This window comes from Enterobacter sp. BRE11 (assembly GCF_031844285.1).
Taxonomy (GTDB): domain Bacteria; phylum Pseudomonadota; class Gammaproteobacteria; order Enterobacterales; family Enterobacteriaceae; genus Pantoea.
The window spans coordinates 184,610-205,295 of the sequence record NZ_JAUZUX010000002.1 but is presented as its reverse complement, the minus strand read 5'-3'; the positions used below and the strand labels follow the sequence as shown (position 1 = coordinate 205,295).

Genomic DNA, 20,686 nt, shown 5'->3' with positions numbered 1-20,686 from the left:
CTTCTCCTTAAGCCGTGCGCTGACGCAGCGCGAGTTGAACATTGGCGATTAGCATCAGCGCCACCACGAGAGTCGACAGAATGACGCCGGACGGCACCACGGCGTAAGCATCGCGGCTGTGAACGAAGGCGTTAACGATCGCCAGCAGGATCGCCACCAGCGTGAGCCAGAAGTGCACCTTCTCCGCGCGGCGGCTGCCGCCGAACAGACCGATCAGGGCGACAAGACGCGGAAGAATGGCGATAACCAGCCCGATGGCGATCAGCCAGCTGGCGGCGTGCGTCCACTCCACGACGTAACTGTTAAGGTAAATAATGTCGAAGATCCACGCCGCCACGAAAAAACCGAGCGGCACAGGTTCGAACAGCGTGTAAAGCGCCACGGCGAAAGCCGATCGTCCCGAAGTTCTGGTCATTATCCTCTCCCTATCAGTAAGCGTTACAGCGCGAAAAACGCGCTGCGCCTGTAAAATATTAGTAAATATGAAGAAAGATGACGGAAAGATTCAGGCGGTAACGCGGCGTCCCTGCCGCGGTGCGGCAATTAGCGCTTGTCGGCAGGCAGGGTTACCCAGTAACCGGGCTGGTAAGGCAGCGGTAAAAATTTCTCATGAAAGGCGCGGAAGGTCGCGTCCGGATCGAGATCGGCGAAGAGATCGGGATGCAGCCACTTCGCCAGCGCCTGAATGGCGACGAACTGATACGGGCTGTCGTAGAACTGATGCCAGATGGCGTGCGCGTGGCCGTTGTGCGCCACCGGCAGGGTTTTAAAGGCGTCGCGCATCATCAGCATCTGCAAACGCTTCTCCGCCGCCTTCACGTCGGCACCCGGCCCGACGCCGACCCACTTGCCGACGGTGTTATAGTTTTTCCAGTTGGCACCGGTCACCACCACCACGTCGGGACGGCTGGCGATAATCTGTTCAGGGTTGAGGGTGCCGAAGGTGCCGGGAATCAGATCCTTCGCGATATTGCTGCCGCCCGCGATCTCCACCATCTGCCCGAAGTTTTCATTGCCGAACGACATGCAGCACTCGTCGGTGTAGCCGCCTGCGCGGTCAATCATCACTTTGGGGCGCGTGCCGTGAAAATCGTTCAGCCGCGCGGTAACGCGTTCAATCTGCTGACGGCGAAAATCGATAATCTCCTGCGCGCGTTGCGGCTTATTCAGCAGCTCGCCCATGATGCGAATGCTTTTTTCCGCGTTCACCATCGGCGCTTCGCGAAAGTCGATAAACACCACCGGGATGCCGACCGCCTGCAGCTTCTCAACCAGCTTGCCTTCGTCGGTCGCCGCTTTCGACTCCAGGTTCATCAGCACCAGATCGGGCTTCAGCGTCAGGGCCTGCTCGACGTTGAAAGTGCCGTCCTTGGCGCCGCCGAAGGTCGGCAGCGTTTTAATCTGCGGATAGCGCTTTTCGTACGCCTGATAGCCGTCCCAGTCCGCCTTATGAAAATCGTCGCGCCAGCCCACTACGCGCTGAAAAGGCGCGTCAGTGTCAAACGCCGCCAGCAGATAGATCTGCCGCCCCTCGCCCAGAATAATGCGTTTCGACTCAGCAGCGACCTCAACCTGACGGCCCGCCACGTCGGTGATGGTTTTGGCCGCAGCCGTCCCCGCCATGCACAACAACCCCAGCGCTAACATCCATTTCTTCATTGAATTAACCCATTCAAACGATAATGATAATTATTTATGTAAAGCGCCGTTACTATTACGCAAAATGGGTTGCAGGAAAAGAGGTAAACAGAAATCTTTTACCGGCTGTCGAGCAGGCCCAGCTCGCGCCGGTCATGGCTGCAGAACAGCGTCACCTGCGCATCGGTTTGCAGGGAGAGCGCGCGCAGCCGCTGCTGGTTGGTGCGCCAGGCGTCGCGATCGCTGCACATCATCCACTGGTAGAAGCGCAGGCCTGGCGTGCAGTGCCGCTCCGCCTGCCGCATCTCCTCGCGGTAAAACCAGGCGTCGCCGCCGTGCAGCAGCCAGCCGTCGCCCTGCCGCACCGCGATGCCCGCGTGGCCGAGCGTGTGGCCGGGCAGCGGCACCAGCAGCACCTCGTCGTTGAGATCGTCGAGCGCCCTTACGGCATCAAAGCCAAACCAGCGTTCCCCGCCGGCGGCATAGCCGCGCCAGCCGCTGTGGTTGCCCCACTGCTGCGGCCGGAAGCGCTGCCGCTGCAGCCAGCTCTGGCGCTGCGGCGCGGTATCCAGCTCCCGCTGCAGCAGATGCACGCGCGCCTGGGGAAAGTCGCTGATGCCGCCCGCGTGATCGAAGTCGAGGTGCGTCAGGATGATATGCCGCACATCCTCCGGTTTAAAGCCGAGATCGACAATCTGCTGCCAGGCGCTGAGCCTGCGGTCGAACTGAATATTGTTGAAGAGCCGGAAAAAGCCCGACAGGCGGCCGCGATGCGCCATATCCTGCAGGCCGATGCCGGTATCCACCAGCACCAGCCCCTGCGCGTCGGTTTCCAGCAGCAGGCAGTGACAGCTCAGATGCGCCAGCGGCGAGCGGCTGAAGCCGTCGTAGAGCGCGCCGCCGAAGGGACACATACAGCCGCAGTTGAGGTGATGAACGCGCATGGTTTTCTCCTTGCCTTTCGCCATAGCGGCCAAAGAGCGGGTTAATGATGAACGGGTTAATGAAACAATAATGGTCAGCCCTGCCGCATCTGCAAGCGTGAGCGGCACAATCGGTGGCGCGTTTTTTCGGTGCGGCCTTGCTCACAAAGTGGCCAGGCTTCGTGAATTTGTTCACATCGCCCTGTGCGGCTGCCCTAATTTACGGCTGCATTTACCTCGCTTTGGCTAATGCGTAAACAATCTGTGAACGCTAGATTACGAAATGAAACGTCGTTTTACTTTTATTTCACACCCAGCGAGAGCCGTCGCATAAGGAGCCTGTGCCGTGAAGATCAGCGCTATAGAAGTCACCCAGTTTACCTATCCCAGCAGGCGTCATGCCGACAGCGCCGGACACTCCCACCCCGGTGATGAAACCGAGGCGCAGATGGCGCTGCTGACCCTGACCACCGAGGAGGGCCACAGCGGCTACGCCTTCGCGCCGCCGGAGGTGATCCGGCCGCACGTGGTCAACGCCTTCTTCCGCAAAGTGCTGATCGGGCAGAACGCCATGGATCGCGAACGGCTGTGGCAGGATCTGGCCCACTGGCAGCGCGGCAGCGCGCATCAGCTCACCGAGCGCGCCCTCTCCGCCGTCGAGCAGGCGCTGTGGGATCTTATCGGTCGCCGGCTACAGCAGCCGGTGCACAAGCTGCTGGGCGGCTATCGCGAACGGGTGCCCGCCTACGGCAGCACCATGTGCGGCGACGAGCTGCCCGGTGGGCTGGCGACGCCGGACGACTATGCGCGCTTCGCCGAGACGCTGGTGGCGCGCGGCTATAAGGCGATCAAGCTGCACACCTGGATGCCGCCAGTGGCGTTCGCCCCCAGCCCGCAGATGGATATCAACGCCTGCGCCGCGGTGCGCGAAGCGGTCGGTCCCGATATCGCCCTGATGCTCGACGGCTACCACTGGTACAGCCGCAGCGAGGCGCTCACCATCGGCAAGGCGCTGGAGAAGCTCAACTTCAGCTGGTTCGAAGAGCCGATGGAAGAGGAGAGCATGGCCTCCTACGCCTGGCTGGCGGAAAACCTCAGCATCGACGTGCTGGGGCCGGAGAGCCTCGGCGGCAAGCACCACAGCCGCGCCGACTGGGTGCGCGCTGGCGCCTGCGACATCCTGCGCGCCGGCGCCAACGGCGTGGGCGGCATCGCCGCCACTATGAAGGTCGCCAGCCTGGCGGAGGCGTTCGGCATGGACTGCGAGGTGCACGGCAACGGCGCGGCCAGCCTGGCGGTGGTCGGGGCGATCCGCAACTGCCGCTGGTATGAGCGCGGCCTGCTGCACCCCTTCCTCGACTATGAGCAGCCGGCCTACCTCAACAGCCTGATCGATCCGATGGATGGTGAGGGCTATGTACAGCTGCCGACCCGGCCCGGCCTGGGCGAAGACATTAACTTCAGCTGGATTGAGACCCATACGCTGAACCGCTGGTAACGCTGAGAGAGAAGTACAGCAAAAAACAATAAACCTCTGACCTGCTGGACTGACCTTATGACTATCCGCACCCGCTGCGGCGCGTGGCTCGCCACGCTGCTGCTGCTGGCGGGCAGCGCGTCGCTTCAGGCGAATACGCCTGACGACCAGCTGATCGTCGGCATGAATATGAACAACCTGCTTACGCTCGATCCCGCCGCCATGACCGGCAACGAAGTGGTCGGTATCGTGGTTAACCTCTATGACGGGCTGGTGGAGCTCGATCCGCAGCAGCTGACGCATGTGCGACCGGCGCTGGCGGAGAGCTGGCGCATTAGCCCGGACAACAGCGCGCTGACCTTTCGGCTGCGCGACGACGTGCGCTTCCATTCGGGCAATGCCCTGACCAGCGCCGACGCCGTCTGGTCGATGCGCCGCGTGCTGCACCTTAACCTGGCGCAGGCGTCGGTGTGGAAATCCTACGGCTTCACCAAAGCGAACGTCGATGAGATGATCGCCGCGCCCGACGCGCGCACCCTGGTTATACGCCTGCCGAAGCCCAACGATCCTCGTCTGGTGCTCTACTCCCTTGCCGCGCTCGGCAGCATGGTGGTGCTCGACAGCAAAACCGTGCAGGCGCACGCCGTCAATAATGACTGGGGCAACCGCTGGCTCACCACCCATGCGGCCGGTTCCGGCCCGTTTCGGCTCGACGGCTGGCAGGCGAAAGATGTGCTGACCATGAGCCGCGCGCCGGACTACTGGCGCGGCGCGGCGAAAATGCAGCGCGTGGTGTTTCGTCACCTCCAGGAGTCGCAGACCCTGCGCCTGATGATGGAGAAAGGCGATCTCGATATCGCCAGCAATATGGCGATCCCGGACGTGCGCGCCCTGCGTAACGATCCCGATCTCAGTATCGACAGCGTGCAGCGCGGCACAATCTACTACCTGGCGATGAGCATGAAAGATGCCCATTTCGCCAACCCGAAGGTGCGCGAAGCGTTGCGCTATCTGGTGGACTATCAGGGGATCAATAAAACGCTGATGGCAGGCTATGGCGTGCTGCATCAGCGGCCTATCCAGGCCGGGATGCCCGCGACGCTGCCCGATCCCGGCTACCGGCTGGACATAGCACGCGCCCGGACCCTGCTGGCGGAAGCGGGCTATCCCGACGGCTTCGACACCACGCTGCGCGTGCTGGCGGATCAGCCCTTTCTTAACGTCGCCATCGCCATCCAGTCAACGCTGATGCAGGCGGGGATCCGCGCGCGCATCATCACCGGCACCGGCAACCAGATCTATGGCGCGATGCGCGACCGGCAGTTCGGGCTGCTGGTGGGGCGCGGCGGCAGCGGCGTCGAGCCGCATCCCCACTCCAGCCTGCGCTCGCTGGTTTACAATCCGGACAACGCCGACAGCGCGCGGCTGACCAACTTCCAGGGCTGGCGCACCAGCTTCTACGACGCCCGGCTCAACAGCATGATTGACCAGGCGCTGACGGAGCGCGATCCGGCAAAGCAGCAGCAGGCCTATTTCGCTATCCAGCAGCGCTATGACCAGCTGATCCCGGCGCTGATGCCCCTTTCCCAGATGGTGGATTCGGTAGTGGTGAATAACCGCGTCCAGGCCTATCAGCCGCATCCGTCCGCCACCACCTTTTTACGCGACGTCTGGAAAACGCCAGAGAGCCTGGCAGGAGGCACCCCATGATCGCCGCTCTTCCGCAGCTGCGCCGCGTCAGCAAGCGCGCGACGCAGGTGTTTATCACCCTGTTCGGCCTGCTGCTGCTGACGTTTTTTATCGGCCGCGTGATGCCGCTCGATCCGGTGCTGGCGATCGTCGGCCCGGACGCCGATCAGACGACTTATCAGCAGGTTTACCATCAGCTCGGCTTCGACAAGCCGCTGTGGGCGCAGTTCGGCATCTATCTGAACGGGCTGCTGCACGGCGACCTCGGCCATGCGCTGCTGACCGGCCAGCCCGTCAGCCAGGATATTCTGCGCGTCTTTCCCGCCACGCTGGAGCTGGCGACTCTGGCTATCGTTATCGGCGCCGGCCTCGGCGTGCCGCTTGGGGTGATCGCCGCGGCGCGGCGCAACGGCGTCATTGATTATGCGGTGCGCGTGGTGAGCCTCGCGGGCTACTCCACGCCGATCTTCTGGGTCGGCATGATCGGCCTGCTGCTCTTCTATGCCCATCTGGGCTGGGTCGGCGGCGCAGGCCGCGTCGATTTCAGCCTCGACGGCGTGGTGCCGCGCCGCACCGGTCTGATGCTGGTAGACGCGCTGCTGGCGGGCAATGCCACGGTGTTCTGGAACGCGCTGAACCACCTGGTGCTGCCCGCCTCGCTGCTCGGCTTTCACTCGCTCGCCTATATCAGTCGCATGACGCGCAGCTTTATGCTGGCGCAGCTGTCGCAGGAGTTTATTCTCACGGCGCGCGTTAAAGGGCTGACGGAGTGGCAGGTGATCTGGCAGCACGCCTTTCGCAATATTCTGGTGCAGCTGCTGACGGTGGTGGCGCTCGCCTACGGTTCGCTGCTGGAGGGGGCGGTGCTCATCGAGACGGTCTTCTCCTGGCCGGGCTTCGGCTCCTACCTGACCAGCAGTCTGATGCTGGGCGATATGAATGCGGTGATGGGCTGCGTGCTGGTGGTCGGGCTGATCTTCGTGCTGCTCAATCTGCTCTCCGACCTGCTCTATCAGGTATTTGATCCGAGGACCAAAGTATGACGCTATCGATCGATACGCCGCCCGTCGGCGCCGCGCGCGAACGGCTGGCGCGCTGCCAGCGCTTTGCCCTGCGCGCCGGCCATTTTCTGCTGCGCATGGCCTGCAACCCGCTGACCGCCATCGGCGGCGGCATTGTGCTGCTGCTCTGCCTGACGGCGCTGTTCGCGCCCTGGATCGCCCCTTATCATCCGCTGGTGCAGGATCTTGACAACGCCCTCAGCCCGCCGGGCGCACAGCACTGGTTCGGCACCGACGAGTTTGGCCGCGACATCTTTAGCCGACTGGTGTGGGGCGCACGCATTACGCTCTACATCGTGCTGCTGGTGTCGGTCACCGTCGGTCCGCTCGGACTGCTGCTGGGCGTCACCGCCGGCTATTTTGGCGGCAAGGTAGACGCGGCGCTGATGCGCATTACCGATATCTTTATCTCTTTCCCCAGCCTGGTGCTGGCGCTGGCGTTCGTCGCCGCGCTCGGCCCTGGCCTGGAGCATGTGGTGATCGCCATTACCCTTACCGCCTGGCCGCCCATCGCGCGGCTGGCGCGCGCCGAAACCCTGTCGCTGCGCCAGGCGGACTTTATCTCCGCCGTGCGGCTGCAGGGCGCGTCGCCGCTGCGCGTGCTCTGGCACCATATCGTGCCGCTCTGCCTGCCGTCGGTGATTATCCGCATCACCATGAATATGGCGGGCATTATTCTCACCGCCGCCGGGCTCGGCTTTCTCGGGCTCGGCTCGCAGCCGCCCGCGCCGGAATGGGGCGCGATGATCGCCAGCGGCCGGACCTACATGCTGGAGTGCTGGTGGGTGGTTACCGTGCCGGGGCTGGCCATCCTGATCAACAGCCTGGCATTTAACTTCTTAGGAGATGGCCTACGTGACCTGCTCGATCCCCGCAGTGAGTAACGGCGCGCCGTTGCTGGACGTGCACGATCTGCGCGTCGATTTTGTTAACGGACGTCACAGCACCCCGGCGGTGCGCGGCGTCTCCTTTCAGCTCGGCCGGGAAAAACTGGCGATCGTTGGCGAGTCCGGCTCAGGCAAATCCACCGTGGGCCGCGCCCTGCTGCAGCTGCATCCGGCGAAGGCGCGCATCGAGGCGGCGCGCATGCAGTTCGGCGAGATCGATCTGCTGCGCGCCAGCCCGGCCCAGATGCGTGACATCCGCGGCAGGCGCATCTCGATGATTATGCAGGACCCGAAATATTCACTTAATCCGGTGGTGCGCGTCGGTGAGCAGATCGCCGAGGCCTGGCGCAGCCACCATCGCGGCCAGCACGCCGCTGCCAAAAAACGCGCGCTGGAGATGCTGGAGGTGGTGCGCATTCGCGATCCGGAGCGCCTTTATCAGCGCTATCCCCATGAAATTTCCGGCGGCCAGGGGCAGCGCGTGATGATCGCCATGATGCTGATCACCGAGCCAGAGCTGGTCATCGCCGATGAGCCAACCTCCGCGCTCGACGTCTCGGTTCGCCTGCAAATTCTGGCGCTGCTGGATGAGCTGGTAAAGGCGCGCGGGCTGGGGCTGATCTTTATCAGCCACGACATCAGCCTGGTGCGCAGCTTCTGCGACCGCGTGCTGGTGATGTACGCCGGGCGCGTGGTGGAGTCGCTGGCGGCAGGCGATCTCGATCGCGCACGCCATCCCTATACGCAGGGCCTGCTGGCGGCGCTGCCGGATATCGACCAGCGCCGCCCTCGTTTGCCGGTGCTGCAGCGCCAGGCAAGCTGGCTGAATGATTAAGGAGCGCGCATGATCGCTGTTGAGAATCTGAACCTGAGCTTCGGCGAAGAGGCGGCTCGAACCCAGGTGCTGTTCGACGTCGCTCTGAAGGTTAACGAAGGGGAAATCTTCGGCCTGGTGGGCGAGTCCGGCTCGGGGAAAACTACGGTGCTGAAGTGCCTGGCGGGGCTGATTACCCACTGGCACGGTGCGCTGGCGATAGGCGGAGCGCCGCTCGGGCACCGCATCGATCGCGCGCGCTGCAGACAGGTGCAGATGGTGTTTCAGGATCCTTACGGTTCCCTGCATCCGCGCCACACCATCGGCGATATTCTGGAGGAACCGCTGCTGATCCACGGCATCGGCCAGCGGCAGGCGCGCGTGGTGGCAATGCTGGAAAAAGTCGGGCTGAATCGCGCCTGGCTGACGCGCTATCCGCATCAGCTTTCCGGCGGTCAGCGCCAGCGCGTCGCCATCGCGCGTGCGCTGATACTCGAGCCGCGCGTGCTGCTGCTGGATGAGCCGACCTCGGCGCTCGACGTCTCGGTGCAGGCGGAAATCCTTAACCTGCTGAGCGATCTGCAGCAGCAGGCGAATCTTACCTACCTGATGGTAACGCATGATTTAGGCGTAGTGGCGCATCTCTGCCATCGCGTGGCGGTGATGCAGCAGGGTCGCGTGCTGGAGACGCTCGACGTGCCGACGCTGGTGGGCGATCGCGCGGCGATGCCCTATACGCGCATGCTGGTAGAGGCGAGCCGCCACTACAGCCCGGCGCTGGCGAAAGAGATTTAGAGAGGAAAAAGAGGCGCGCGGCGAAGGCGGCGCGCCAGGAAGGCGTTACTGCGTCATCTGACGCACGAAGTCGGCGATTTCCGGTACCTGCCCATGCTCAAACAGGCAGTGCTGCACGCGCGGGCCACTGAGCGCGGTGCGCACCAGCTCTGGATCCAGCGCGCGCAGCGTATCGAGATAGTTCTCTTTCAGCATCGCCGCTTTTACCTGATTTAGAATGCCGGCGTTACGCACCTGCGGCTCTTTACGCTCAGGCGGATAGCCCAGCCCTTTTTCACCGGTGAAGGCTTTTTCAAAAATAAAGCGCAGGTTCAGTTCCGCGCCCCAGCCAAAGCCTTTGGCGAACGGCAGCGACAACGCATTGCCGTTGTTGATCTGGGCGAACAGATAGGCGTCCGCCGGATCGATGCAGTAGCCGCAGACGACGCCCGGATGCAGGTTAAGGGACATTAACGCGCCCTGTCCGGTGCCGCAGCCAGCGATAACGAAATCGACCGCTTTGCTGTTAAGCAGCACGCTGGCCATGATACCGAGGTGAATATAGGTCAGATGGTGATCCTGTTCGTCGCTCATGCCGACGTTAAAGACCTGATGGCCCAACGGCTGCGCGACGTTTTCCAGCTCCTTGCGCACGACGGCGTTTTTAGCGGCCTGGCTATTTTCCATCATTAATGCGATTTTCATGATCTGCCCTTAAGTATTTATGAAACACCGTTTCATTTTAATCAAAAGCGGCTAAAGTGCATGGACTAATCGCGCACTGAGGCGTGAGGCGTATCACAAAAACGGCAGGCAGAGGCCGATCCGTATGAGGAGGAAAAATGTTTGTATATCGATCGCAGACGCAGCCTGAAGCCGCAGGCAAGGGCGTGACGCGGCGCGTGCTGGCGAACGGCGGCACCATGATGGCGGTGGAAGTGACCTTTGAACAGGGCGCGATCGGCCCCCTGCACCATCATCCTCATGAGCAGCTGACCTGGGTGCTCAGTGGGCGCTTCGCTTTTACCATTGATGGCGTGACTCAGGAGGTCGGCGCAGGCGACACGCTCTATAAAGGACCCAACGTGGTGCATGGATGCGTCTGCCTGGAGGCTGGCACGCTGCTGGATACCTTTACCCCGCAGCGTGAAGATTTTCTGTCGCCGGATTAAGTTCAGGCATGCAGGAACCGGCCAGGAAAATCAGGGGATACCGGGTGCTGCTTCTCATAGCGGCCAAACAACCGGTAGCGATTTAGCGCAATACGGTTATATAAAAAGTCGCTGATAAAATGGGGGATCAGCAGGCCCGGCAGCGACAGTAGTCCCCAGGGAAAAGGCAGTAGCCGCATCACGCGTAAAATCGCCTGAGCACGGATCCAGTGGCGGTCACCATCAATTAGCACAATGGTGCGGATATTTTCATCGGGCAGGCCAGCAAAACGCAGCAGCGCCTTGCCCTCTTCGCTCTGTACTGCCGCAAACCGGACGCGTCGGGAAAGCTTCAGGCGCAGCAGGAGATTGACCCAGCTATTACAAATTTTGCAGACGCCGTCATAGAGCACGACCTTTTCGCCGGGCTTGAGAAAGGGTGGCTGTGGCATAATTATCTCCTTAAATTAATGACGGATACGATAGTTAAGTACGGTCATTAATTGCGCAGGCGTCAAGCGCAACGCAAATATAAAAAAACCGGCACGGCGGCCGGTTCTGTTTTAACCCTTCTGAATCAGGATGTTAATTTATTCAGAATAGCAAATAAGCGGAGGTTTATTTTGCGTAAGCTTCGGTTGAAATTGTTAGCGTCACGTCGTCGCTGACGGCCGGCACATATTTATCCAGCTTAAAGTCAGAACGCTTAATGGTACCGGTGGCATCAAAGCCGATCGCCTGCTTCTTCACCATCGGATGCTCGCCCTGCTTGTTCAGCGTGGCGTGCAGCGTTACCGGTTTGGTGATGCCTTTCAGCGTCAGGTTGCCCTCCACGTCGAATTTATCATCACCCTTTGCGGTCACTTTGGTGCTGTGGAACGTCGCGGTCGGATATTTCGCCGTGTCGAAGTACTCCGCGCCCTTGAACTCTTTGGTCAGCGCAGGCACATGGCTGTCGATGCTGGTTATCGGCAGGGTCACGTTAACGCGCGAAGCGGCCGGATTTTCACTGTCAAACACCAGCGTTCCTTTTGTGTCAGGAATGTCGGCGGTGGGATGTGAAAAACCGAAGTGGGTCCAGGTCACAATCACTGAAGTATGCGCAGGGTCAAGCTCATACTGTTGAGCGGCCGCCTGCGACAGCGGAGCGTAGAGTACAGAAGCGGCCAGCAGCGGCAGCGCGAGACGTTTGATCTTTTTCACTTTTAGGTTCCTTTTAAAACAGCCGAATCCATTCGAGTGTCCCCTAAACGCCCCCGCAGACATAGTGAAGAGTTTTGGTCTTAATTTTCAAATAAATTCAGCAATATCCTGGCGTGACTATTGCGGGTTAGCGTGGCGCGACTCCACCACAATGGTGTCATGCCAGCGGCGAAGCAGTTCCGTCTGCGCCTGACGGAGCTGCGCAGTCGTCAGCGCTGTGAGCGACGCGCGGTCGAGATCGCGTAGCCCGCCCTCCTGACGCAGCCCAAGCTGCAGCGCCGCTGTCGCGTCGGGCACGGCGTCCAGCTGGGCACACAGGCGCGCGCGTAACCTCTCCAGTACGTCAGCCTCCTCGGAGATCTGCAGCTGCTGCACGAAAAGGTGGCACGCTTCCAGCAGCGCGGCGGGCGCAACGTCTGGTGACTGCAGGGCGAACAGCACGCCGTCGCGATCGGCGCAGCGGTGATAGCGGCAGCTGACAACATAGCCGATCTGCTGCTCAACGCGCAGGCGCTGGAAAAAGCGCGGCTCCATCAGCAGCGCCAGCGCACGCAGCGCCGCCAGCGAGATCGCAGGCGGGCAAGGCAGAAACAGCAGCAGCGCGCCGTCGCGGCTCTGATGCGCCACCGTCAGCCGTTTGCCCTGCTCCGGCTCTGCACCATCGCCATGGCCCGCGCCCGCCAGCAGCGTCAGCCATCGCGCAATAACGGCATGCTGCGGCGGCGAACCGCCGTAGAGGGCCGCCCGCCAGCCGCCCGCCGATGCAGAAGCGGCAACCGCCTGCGGCAGCCGACGCAGCAGTTCGCGGATCGCCACATCATCGGGCGGCGGCTCGCCTTGCGGACATTCGTCAAGGCGTAACGCGTCCGGCAGCGACGCCAGCCAGGCCTCGCTGCCCGGGGGCAGCTGCGCCTCCAGCAGCCAGACGCCCTGCCTCTCCCGCCAGCTTGCCGCGCCACCCTGATGACGCAGCAGCGCGAAAAGCGGACGCAGACGCCGGTCGATAGCCGCCGCCTGCGCGAGAGTGAGCGTGGTGAAAAAAGCCGGACGCAGCATCAGGGTGGCTGGCGGCTCGCCGGGCGCCAGATGCAGCAGCGGCGCGGATGCTGCGGGCGGCGTCCGATCGGCAAGCGGCTGCGCCAGCGGGTAAAACTGCAGGGCCGGCAGCGGTTCGTCAACGCGCGCGGGCCGCCAGGGCTGAAGCGCCAGGCTAAACCCCTGCGTCTCAATCGCCGTGCCCAGCACGTCGGCCGCGCTCCAAAGACGCGCTGGCGGCGCCTCTGCAAGCTGGTGCAGCAGCGGCGTAAAACCGGCTGTATCGGTGGGCGGCGGAAACCCAAACGCCCGCTCGCGCAGCTGATCGAGCGGCGTCAGCGCCTTAAAGCGCCGCTGCGCCAGGCGCAGGTAGTGCTGCTGCGCTGGTGAACTCTGCGCCAGCGCGCGCAGCACCTGTGGATACCAGGCGCAAATCGCGTCGGGCCGTTCCGTTTCTACCTGTAGCGCCAGCCATCCGCCTGCGCTGTCAAGATTCAGCCAGGCAAATTCAAGCCGCTGCGCCCAGCCGCGCTGGCGCAGACTCTGCATCGCCCCGCCTGGCGCCTCATCCTGTAAAAACTCCCGGATTAAGGTGACGCTGTCACGCATCGCCGCCATCTCGCCGCGCAGCGCGGTAGCGATCCACAATTCGCTCGTGCCCTGCGTCTTCAGCGCAATATCCGCCTCTGCGACGAAGTGCATTTCTCTGGGCCGCGGCGCGCTTTCACCTGAGGGCAAAAGCGCCCCAAAAGCGCGCGCGATCTGCTCCAGCGTGGCCAGCGACTGTGGCCCCTGCAGCCACAGCTGCATCTGGCCCGCCAGAAAGAACCGCTGATGGAACTGGTGCAGCGCCTGCTTAAGCGCGCCGACGTCGTCGCCGAAGGCGTCGCGGCTGCCGATATGAAAACGCTGGAAAGCGGCGGGCGCGCTGACGCGCGTATTGAGCGCCGCTTCCCGTCTGGAGGGGGTATGCTGCTGGATCAGCCGATATTCAGCATCGATGACCGCCGCTTCCTGAGCAATGGCCTCTGGGGCAAACTGCGGCGCGACCAGCATATCCGCCAGCCGCGCCGCGCCTTCGCCAAGCAGGCCCGGCTCGGTTTCGAAAAACCAGGCGCTGCTGCGCGGCAGCGTGGTGGCGTTGAGCCGCCCGCCTGCCGCCTGCACCCAGGGCATCAGCCGCGCATCCCCCTGAAACCGGGCGCTGTCGCTGAACAGCAGATGCTCCAGCAGATGCGCCAGCCCTGGCCAGGCGTCGGGCTCATCGTGGCTGCCCGCCGCCACCTGCACCAGCGCGGCGGCCTGGCGCGCGTCGGGCTGGTGAATCAGCGTGACGCGCAGACCGTTGCGCAGCCTCAGCTGACGCGTCTCCGCCATGATTAAAAGGTCCGGGTTTTATAGATAAGCTGCGAGTTGGCGCGGTTGCGGAACTGCAGCTGCCCGATTTTCACGTCGCTGCAGGCCGCTTCGCGTCTCGCCTCAAGGATCACGTCGTGATGCGGCGACTTGCTGCACACCGGATCGGTATTATCGGCGTTGCCGGTCAGCATAAAGGCCTGGCAGCGACAGCCGCCGAAGTCCTTCTCTTTCTCGTCGCACGAGCGGCAGGGTTCCGGCATCCAGTCGAAGCCGCGATAGCGGTTGAAGCCGAAAGAGCGATACCAGATATCCTCCAGCGACTGTTCCAGCACCGACGGGAACTGCACCGGCAGCTGGCGTGCGCTGTGGCACGGCAGCGCGGTGCCCTCGGGCGTGACGCTGAGGAAGATCGCGCCCCAGCCGCCCATACAGGGCTTGGGACGCTCTTCATAGTAGTCCGGCGTCACGAACAGCAGGTTAGTCAGGTTGCCGCTGCCGCTCATGCGTTCGCGATAGCGGCTGACCATCGCTTCCGCCTGCGCAATCTGCTCGCGCGTCGGCAGCAAACCCTGACGGTTAAGCTGCGCCCAGCCGTAAAACTGGCAGGTAGCCAGCTCGACATCGTCCGCTTCCAGCTCGATGCAGAGGTCGATAATCTTGTCGATCTGGTCAATATTGTGACGGTGTAACACAAAGTTCAGCACCATCGGGTAGCCGTGCTTCTTCACCGCGCGCGCCATCTCCAGCTTCTGCTGAAACGCTTTTTTCGATCCCGCCAGCGCGGCATTCAGCGTCTCGTCGCTCGCCTGAAAGCTGATCTGGATATGGTCCAGGCCCGCCTCGGCGAAGGCGTCGAGTTTCTTCTCGGTCAGGCCGATGCCGGAGGTGATCAGGTTGGTATAGAAGCCGAGATCGCGCGCGGCGCGGATCAGCTCCGGCAGATCTTTACGCGTCAGCGGTTCACCGCCCGAAAAGCCAAGCTGGACGCTGCCCATAGCGCGCGCCTGGCGGAAGACCTCAACCCACTGTCCGGTGGTCAGCTCTTTCTCCTGCTGTGCAAAGTCGAGCGGATTGGAGCAGTAAGGACACTGCAGCGGACAGCGGTAGGTTAGCTCCGCCAGCAGCCAGAGCGGCGGATTGACGGCGGGTTTATTCTGGGTCACGAAACATTATCCACTTTTGTTCATACGCCGCGCGCAGAAACTCTCTGACATCTTCGCCGACGCCGCCCGCTTCCGGGAAGCGCGCGTCGAGGGTGGCGATAATCGCGCTGACGCTCTCTTTGCCGTTGACCTGTTCCAGGATGGCGGCGGCGGTTTCATTCAGCTTCGCCATGCCTTCCGGATAAAGCACCACGTGGCTCTCCTGCGCGGCTTCCCACTGCATGCGGTAGCCGCGGCGGAACGCGGGAATTGAGTTGTCATTCATCTGTTATACCAGTCTCGTCGTGTGCCAGGCCGCCTTATCGGTGACCGTGTGGTAAGGCGGACGCTGCAGCGCGTAGGCCATGGTCATGGCGTCCAGCATCGTCCAGAGAATATCGAGCTTGAACTGCAGGATCTCCAGCATGCGGTTCTGTTTCTCGACCGTATCGCAAAACTCCAGCGCCAGCGCCAGGCCGTGCTCGACGTCGCGGTTCGCCTGGCTCAGACGGCTGCGGAAATAGAAGTAGCCCTCTTCCTTGATCCAGGGATAGTGCTGCGGCCAGCTGTCGAGACGCGACTGGTGGATCTGCGGCGCGAAAAGCTCGGTCAGCGAGCTGCAGGCCGCCTCCTGCCAGCAGGCGCGGCGCGCGAAGTTGAGGTAGGCGTCAACCGCGAAGCGCACGCCCGGCAGCACATGGCGTTCAGAGAGCAGCGCCTCGCGCGTCAGCCCGACCGCTTCGCCCAGCTGCAGCCAGGCTTCGATGCCGCCTTCGTGGCCGTTGCTGCCGTCGTGGTCGAGGATGCGCTGCACCCACTTGCGGCGCGTGGCGGGATCGGGGCAGTTCGCCATGATCGCTGCGTCTTTCAGCGGGATGCTGGTCTGATAATAGAAGCGGTTTGCCACCCAGCCCTGGATCTGCTCGCGCGTCGCGTCGCCGTTGTGCATCGCGATATGGTAGGGATGATGAATATGGTAGTAAGCGCCCTTATCGCGCAGCGCCTGTTCGAACGCCTGCGGCGTCAGCGTTTCGGTGATCTGCATCACTCACTCCTGAAGATGAATCGCCATGCCGTCCCAGCTCACTTCAATGCCTTGCTGCGTCAGAAACTGGCGCTGCGGCGACTGCTCGTTGAGGATCGGATTGGTGTTGTTAATGTGAATAAGGATCTTGCGTTTCGCCGGCAGCGAGGCGAGCAGCGCCATTAGCCCCTGCTCTTCAGAGAGCGCCAGGTGGCCCATCGCCTTGCCGGTGTTGGTGCCGACCCCGGTGGCCTGCAGCTCGTCATCTTTCCAGACGGTGCCGTCGATCAGCAGGCAATCCGCCTTCTGCAGCCAGGGCATAATCACCGCGTCCGGCTCGCCGAGGCCAGGCGCATAGAGCAGCGTCTGCTTGCTGGCGAGGTCCTCAATAAACAGCGCCACGTTGTGTCCCGGCAGCGGACGGTCGCGGTATGGCGAATAAGGCGGCGCGTTGCTGAGGATCGGAATAGCGGTAAAGCGCAGATTCGGACAGACGTCAACGCTGAACGACTCCAGCGGCGCGATGGGACGATGCTGCAGCCCGCCGTTCCAGTGCTTCAGCATGGTGAATACCGGAAAACCGCTGGTGAGATCGGCGTGCACCTCCGGCGTGCACCATACCTGATGCGGGCAGCCTTCGCGCAGGCTGAGCAGGCCGGTGGTGTGATCGATCTGGCTGTCGGTAAGAATAATGGCGCCGATGGCGGTGCCGCGCAGCACGCCCTTTTTTATCAGTTCTGGCGTATGGGCGATCTGCTGGCTGATGTCCGGCGAGGCGTTGCATAACACCCAGTTTTCGCCGTCGTCGCTGAGAATAATCGAGGACTGCGTACGCGGGCTGGCCTGAAGGGTGCCCTCGCGCACGCCCTGACAGTTAGCGCAGTTGCAGTTCCACTGAGGAAAACCGCCGCCAGCGGCGGATCCAAGGACTTTGATGAACATAGGAGAAACCCGGCGTTGAAACAAAATGCCCGCACAGCTGGCGGGCATGAATATTAACGGTTGGAGATGTACAGCGTCACTTCCAGACCGAGACGTAAATCAACAAATTCAGGTTTTTTCCACATAATAGTCTTCCTCTAAGGTGAATGAACAAAGCGATACTCGTCAGGCATCATTACGTAAACAATCCAGTGATTATGCACGCAATTTTGAGCCGGCTGATGGTGCGCTAACGGCGCATCGAGATCAACCCGCAAATGTTAAGGAAATCAGTCAGCCCTGCCAGACCTGGCGCAGCAGGCGCAGCCAGTTATCCGAGGCGAGCTTCTCCAGCCGATCCTGATCATAGCCCGCATCGCGGAATGCCGCGAACAGACGCGGCAGTCCCGCCACATCTTTTAGCGCGTCTGGCACGGAGATGCCGTCAAAATCGGAGCCGAATCCCACACGATCGCTGCCCATTATCATTATGAGCCGTTCGTAGTGCCTGACGATGTCGCTCAGCGGCGTATCGCCGTCGCGCTTGCCGTCGGCGCGCAGAAACGCATTGCCGAAGTTGATGCCGACCAGGCCGCCGCTGTCGCGAATAGCGCCCAGCTGCGCATCGGTCAGGTTGCGCGGCTGGGCGCAGAGCGCATGGGCATTGGAGTGGGTTGCCACCAGCGGCGAGCGGGAGAGCGCGGCGGTATCCCAGAACGCTTTTTCGTTCATATGCGACACGTCGATCAGCATATTTAGCGCGCTGGCCTGTTTAATCAGCGCTTTGCCAGCCTCGGTCAGGCCGGGCCCGCTGTCCGGCGAGCCGGGAAAGCCGCCGGTCACGCCGACGCCGAAGCGGTTAGGCAGATTCCAGAAGGGCCCGATGCTGCGCACGCCGGCAGCGTAAAACGCCTGTAGCTGCTCCCCCTCTTCGTCCAGCGCGTCCGCGCCTTCGATATGGGCGACCAGCGCCAGCACGCCCGCGTCGCGGCAGGCGGCAATCTCCGCCACGCTGCGGCATAGCCGCGCGCGCCCCTGCGACTGCTCGGCAATCTGGTTAAGTATAGCCAGCTGCTGCCACATGATTTCCAGCGGCTGCCAGGGCGCCGCGGCAAGGTGCGGCGCCATCTGGGCGATATAGGCCTGCGGCGGCACGAAGATAGCGAACAGGCCGCCGAAAAAGCCGCCCTGGCGCATGCGTGGAAAATCGAGCTGGCCGCGCTCAATGCCGTTGAAGAAGGCGTCGACCGGCGCGTCGCGATGATGCAGCCACAGATTGAGCAGCAGATCGTTATGGCCATCAAAAGTTAACATCGGAGAAATAAGCGCTTAAAGAACTCAACATCGCGCTATGTTACGCGGCTGCGGGATAAACGCCAAATCAGAGGGCACGAATGGTTACTCTGACTGCGCTTTAACCGAGAACTGGTCAAAAATCTTGTAGGTCGCGACGTCAAACAGCGAAACCGCCTCGACCTCCGCCATCGGAATCAGATGCCTGAAGTGCTGCAGGTTAAGGGGCTGGGAATCAGGGGTGATGTTTTGCGCCAGATAGAGCTCATAGTAGCGGTGCTGCTCGCAAAAGCGCAGCGTCTCTTTGTCGCGATAGCCGCTGATATAGGGGATAAGCGCCAGATGCTCCGTTTGCGTGTGTTCGATGCGCGGCGCGGCGACGTAGCCGATATAGACCTTGCGCGATTTCAGCGTCACGAACACCAGCTTCTCTTCTTCGATCGCCTGCAGCAGCAGCGACTCCATGCCATCTTCCCGCGCGACTTTCCGGTATTCCGCCATGCTGCTTTTCCCGTCTCGCATCGCGCGCCGCGCCGCTTCCCCCGCGCGCCAGGCGCGCAGCGCGGCGAGCGCCAGCCCCAGCTCGAAAAAGAGCGGATAGCTCATCAGGGTGGTATGGGTTAGCCAGGAGTAATAATCCTGCACGGAATAGCCTGTGAAAAAGAGATGGGGTAGAGAGAGCAGCAGGCTGAGCAGAAAAAGCGCCAGGTAGAGCAGCGCCACGCCGAAGAAGCCCTGAAGGGCAAATTTGGCGCCGTGCATCGCCACGTAAAAATAGGCGAGCCAGCCGCTTGAGCGCGCCTGCCGCGTGCGCGAGGGGTAGTGGTTTTCCGTATACCAGTAGCCGCAGACCAGCACGACCATAATGACCAGCGGTCCCATTGCACGTTCTTAAGGTTTTTGCGCCAGCTCTTCCATACGGGCGCGCATCGCTCTGCCGACCTCCGGGTTATTCATATTCAGACGGGCGTTGCCGTTAACGTCGAGGATCAACTTATCTTGATCGGAGTAGCGAAGATCTTCATTGGTTAAGCCGCGCATAAACTTATCCGGTGCGGCGAACCACGTGCCCATTAACCTTTTTAGCCTGTTCATTTTTCCACCTCGCCTTAACGGTGCGGCAACCTGAGCGGTTGCACCCTGTTGAGTATACCTCAGCCGCTGCAAACATTCCTTGTTCCGTTTTCTACGCTGTTTTGCGCGGGCGCGCAACCGCATCCTGATTTAACCGCCCTGCGCCACCGTCAGGCCGCGATAAAAGGTCGGCTTCACCTCGAGCGGCCGCTGGATCAGGCCATATTTCTGGTAAAAATCGGCGGTCTCCTGCTGCTGCCGCACCGTCTGGTCGTCAATGCTCTGCCAGTGCGACTGGCGGCGCGAAAACGCTTTTTCCGCTGCCGCCGGTGGAAAGCCGATAATTTTCGCCAGCGTCTGCGCCTAGTCGGCGACATGGCTGTTGGCCCAGCGATCCGCCGCCGCCAGCCGGTTGACGTAGTCCTGTAGCGCAGCGCGCTTTTCGCTATCGTTGATGGCGCCGTCGGTGGCGGCCAGGAAGCTGTTGCCGGTCGAGAGCCCTACGCCGTTGACCAGTATGCGCCCGCTCTGGGTCACTTCCGCCAACGCGGTATAGGGATCCCAGGTCGCCCAGGCGTCTACCGCACCGGTAGACAGCGCAATACGCGCGTCGGCAGGCTGCAGAAAGCGCCAGCTGACATCCTTATCGCTCAGGCCCGCCTGCTCCAGGGTTTTCAGCGCCTGAAAATGGCCGATAGAGCCGCGTCCGGTGGCGATGCTTTTTCCTTTGAGATCGGCGGCGGTTTTGATGGACGAATCGGGCCGCACCAGTACCGCCAGACCGGCAGGCACCGATTTGCTGACCGCCACCGCTTTCACCTGCGAGCCGGCGGCGAGCGAAAAGAGCAGCGGCGCGTCGCCGATAATGCCCGCGTCCACCGCGCCCGCATTAAGCGCCTCCGCCAGCGGCGCGGCGGCGGGAAACTCCACCCACTCGATAGCGTAGCTTAGCTTGTCGAGCTGATGCGCCGCCGTCATCTCGGCGCGCATATTGCCTTTCTGATCGGCGATGCGCAGCGTGACGGCCTGCGCAGAGGAGGCGCTGGCCAGCGCAAGCGCGATATAAAGAGCATGGTATTTCATCCTGTTTTCTCCTGGCGCAAAAAAAACTAGCATAAACCGGACGTTGAGAAACGCCGATGCCGATTCCGCATGAGGTTAGCCAGCGGCCGCATAAGGCTGTCGCTTTTGCGTTATCGGTTGTCATTTTTGCGCGCGCGG

The 20,686-nt window shown here is 62.0% G+C and carries 22 protein-coding genes and 1 pseudogene; 7 read left to right on the top strand and 16 right to left on the bottom strand.

Annotated features, from left to right (window positions below; translation table 11 throughout):
* Window positions 1-7 precede the first annotated feature (7 nt).
* From Q9R34_RS03125 to Q9R34_RS03115, 3 genes are all read right to left on the bottom strand, one after another.
* Complete coding sequence (locus Q9R34_RS03125; protein WP_485892352.1) at window positions 8-415, bottom strand: DUF2231 domain-containing protein; 408 nt, start codon at window positions 413-415, stop codon at window positions 8-10.
* 128 nt (window positions 416-543) lie between these two features.
* Window positions 544-1,659: an ABC transporter substrate-binding protein gene (locus Q9R34_RS03120; protein WP_485892351.1), complete on the bottom strand. Its 1,116-nt coding sequence runs from the start codon at window positions 1,657-1,659 to the stop codon at window positions 544-546.
* A gap of 98 nt (window positions 1,660-1,757) precedes the next feature.
* Window positions 1,758-2,582 carry an MBL fold metallo-hydrolase gene (locus Q9R34_RS03115; RefSeq protein WP_485892349.1) on the bottom strand — a complete coding sequence of 275 codons (825 nt, stop codon included), beginning with the start codon at window positions 2,580-2,582 and terminating at the stop codon, window positions 1,758-1,760.
* Window positions 2,583-2,907: 325 nt separating this feature from the next.
* Between Q9R34_RS03115 and Q9R34_RS03110 the strand changes: the two genes are divergently transcribed.
* The 6 genes from Q9R34_RS03110 to Q9R34_RS03085 are packed head-to-tail and all read left to right on the top strand — an operon-like array spanning window position 2,908 to window position 9,284.
* Complete coding sequence (locus Q9R34_RS03110; RefSeq protein ID WP_485892348.1) at window positions 2,908-4,059, top strand: mandelate racemase family protein; 1,152 nt, start codon at window positions 2,908-2,910, stop codon at window positions 4,057-4,059.
* A 57-nt stretch (window positions 4,060-4,116) separates the two neighbouring features.
* Entirely contained in the window at window positions 4,117-5,748 is a 1,632-nt protein-coding gene (locus Q9R34_RS03105; protein WP_434124925.1) for an ABC transporter substrate-binding protein, read from the top strand.
* Window positions 5,745-6,770, top strand: coding sequence for an ABC transporter permease (locus tag Q9R34_RS03100; RefSeq protein WP_485892347.1), 1,026 nt, complete (start codon window positions 5,745-5,747; stop codon window positions 6,768-6,770). Before Q9R34_RS03105 ends, Q9R34_RS03100 begins: the two co-directional genes overlap by 4 nt.
* Window positions 6,767-7,672 carry an ABC transporter permease gene (locus Q9R34_RS03095; protein ID WP_485892345.1) on the top strand — a complete coding sequence of 302 codons (906 nt, stop codon included), beginning with the start codon at window positions 6,767-6,769 and terminating at the stop codon, window positions 7,670-7,672. Before Q9R34_RS03100 ends, Q9R34_RS03095 begins: the two co-directional genes overlap by 4 nt.
* Window positions 7,644-8,510 (top strand): ABC transporter ATP-binding protein, encoded by an 867-nt coding sequence (locus tag Q9R34_RS03090; RefSeq protein ID WP_485892344.1) that lies wholly within the window; start codon window positions 7,644-7,646, stop codon window positions 8,508-8,510. The genes Q9R34_RS03095 and Q9R34_RS03090 overlap by 29 nt, the downstream gene beginning before the upstream one ends.
* Window positions 8,511-8,519: 9 nt before the next feature.
* Window positions 8,520-9,284 (top strand): ABC transporter ATP-binding protein, encoded by a 765-nt coding sequence (locus Q9R34_RS03085; RefSeq protein ID WP_434124922.1) that lies wholly within the window; start codon window positions 8,520-8,522, stop codon window positions 9,282-9,284.
* 45 nt (window positions 9,285-9,329) lie between these two features.
* Here the strand turns inward: Q9R34_RS03085 and Q9R34_RS03080 are convergent, their stop codons facing one another.
* A complete protein-coding gene (locus Q9R34_RS03080) occupies window positions 9,330-9,968 on the bottom strand; it encodes an RpiB/LacA/LacB family sugar-phosphate isomerase (protein WP_434124921.1) in 639 nt (212 codons plus the stop codon).
* Window positions 9,969-10,105: 137 nt separating this feature from the next.
* Between Q9R34_RS03080 and Q9R34_RS03075 the strand changes: the two genes are divergently transcribed.
* Window positions 10,106-10,435 (top strand): cupin domain-containing protein, encoded by a 330-nt coding sequence (locus Q9R34_RS03075; protein ID WP_485892343.1) that lies wholly within the window; start codon window positions 10,106-10,108, stop codon window positions 10,433-10,435.
* A gap of 2 nt (window positions 10,436-10,437) precedes the next feature.
* Here Q9R34_RS03075 and Q9R34_RS03070 read toward each other — a convergent pair whose 3' ends face one another.
* The 12 genes and pseudogenes from Q9R34_RS03070 to Q9R34_RS03015 all read right to left on the bottom strand — a co-directional run bounded on the left by Q9R34_RS03070 (window position 10,438) and on the right by Q9R34_RS03015 (window position 20,548).
* Entirely contained in the window at window positions 10,438-10,866 is a 429-nt protein-coding gene (locus Q9R34_RS03070; protein WP_485892341.1) for a thiol-disulfide oxidoreductase DCC family protein, read from the bottom strand.
* Between the two features lie 166 nt (window positions 10,867-11,032).
* Entirely contained in the window at window positions 11,033-11,617 is a 585-nt protein-coding gene (locus Q9R34_RS03065; RefSeq protein ID WP_485892340.1) for a YceI family protein, read from the bottom strand.
* A gap of 117 nt (window positions 11,618-11,734) precedes the next feature.
* Window positions 11,735-14,029 (bottom strand): pyrroloquinoline quinone biosynthesis protein PqqF, encoded by a 2,295-nt coding sequence (gene pqqF, locus Q9R34_RS03060; protein ID WP_485892339.1) that lies wholly within the window; start codon window positions 14,027-14,029, stop codon window positions 11,735-11,737.
* A 2-nt stretch (window positions 14,030-14,031) separates the two neighbouring features.
* Entirely contained in the window at window positions 14,032-15,174 is a 1,143-nt protein-coding gene (pqqE, locus tag Q9R34_RS03055) for a pyrroloquinoline quinone biosynthesis protein PqqE (RefSeq protein WP_485892337.1), read from the bottom strand.
* Complete coding sequence (gene pqqD / locus Q9R34_RS03050; protein WP_434124915.1) at window positions 15,161-15,439, bottom strand: pyrroloquinoline quinone biosynthesis peptide chaperone PqqD; 279 nt, start codon at window positions 15,437-15,439, stop codon at window positions 15,161-15,163. The genes pqqE and pqqD overlap by 14 nt, the downstream gene beginning before the upstream one ends.
* A gap of 3 nt (window positions 15,440-15,442) precedes the next feature.
* Window positions 15,443-16,198, bottom strand: a complete 756-nt coding sequence (pqqC, locus tag Q9R34_RS03045; protein ID WP_485892336.1) for a pyrroloquinoline-quinone synthase PqqC — start codon at window positions 16,196-16,198, stop codon at window positions 15,443-15,445.
* 3 nt (window positions 16,199-16,201) lie between these two features.
* Window positions 16,202-17,119 carry a pyrroloquinoline quinone biosynthesis protein PqqB gene (gene pqqB / locus Q9R34_RS03040; protein ID WP_485892335.1) on the bottom strand — a complete coding sequence of 306 codons (918 nt, stop codon included), beginning with the start codon at window positions 17,117-17,119 and terminating at the stop codon, window positions 16,202-16,204.
* A 53-nt stretch (window positions 17,120-17,172) separates the two neighbouring features.
* Window positions 17,173-17,244 carry a pyrroloquinoline quinone precursor peptide PqqA gene (pqqA, locus tag Q9R34_RS03035; protein ID WP_010617686.1) on the bottom strand — a complete coding sequence of 24 codons (72 nt, stop codon included), beginning with the start codon at window positions 17,242-17,244 and terminating at the stop codon, window positions 17,173-17,175.
* A gap of 148 nt (window positions 17,245-17,392) precedes the next feature.
* Window positions 17,393-18,412: a dipeptidase gene (locus tag Q9R34_RS03030; RefSeq protein WP_485892334.1), complete on the bottom strand. Its 1,020-nt coding sequence runs from the start codon at window positions 18,410-18,412 to the stop codon at window positions 17,393-17,395.
* An 84-nt stretch (window positions 18,413-18,496) separates the two neighbouring features.
* Window positions 18,497-19,273, bottom strand: coding sequence for a hypothetical protein (locus Q9R34_RS03025; RefSeq protein ID WP_485892332.1), 777 nt, complete (start codon window positions 19,271-19,273; stop codon window positions 18,497-18,499).
* 9 nt (window positions 19,274-19,282) lie between these two features.
* Complete coding sequence (locus tag Q9R34_RS03020) at window positions 19,283-19,465, bottom strand: hypothetical protein (protein ID WP_434124910.1); 183 nt, start codon at window positions 19,463-19,465, stop codon at window positions 19,283-19,285.
* 150 nt (window positions 19,466-19,615) lie between these two features.
* Window positions 19,616-20,548 (bottom strand): annotated as a pseudogene (locus Q9R34_RS03015) (ABC transporter substrate-binding protein).
* Window positions 20,549-20,686: the final 138 nt, after the last annotated feature.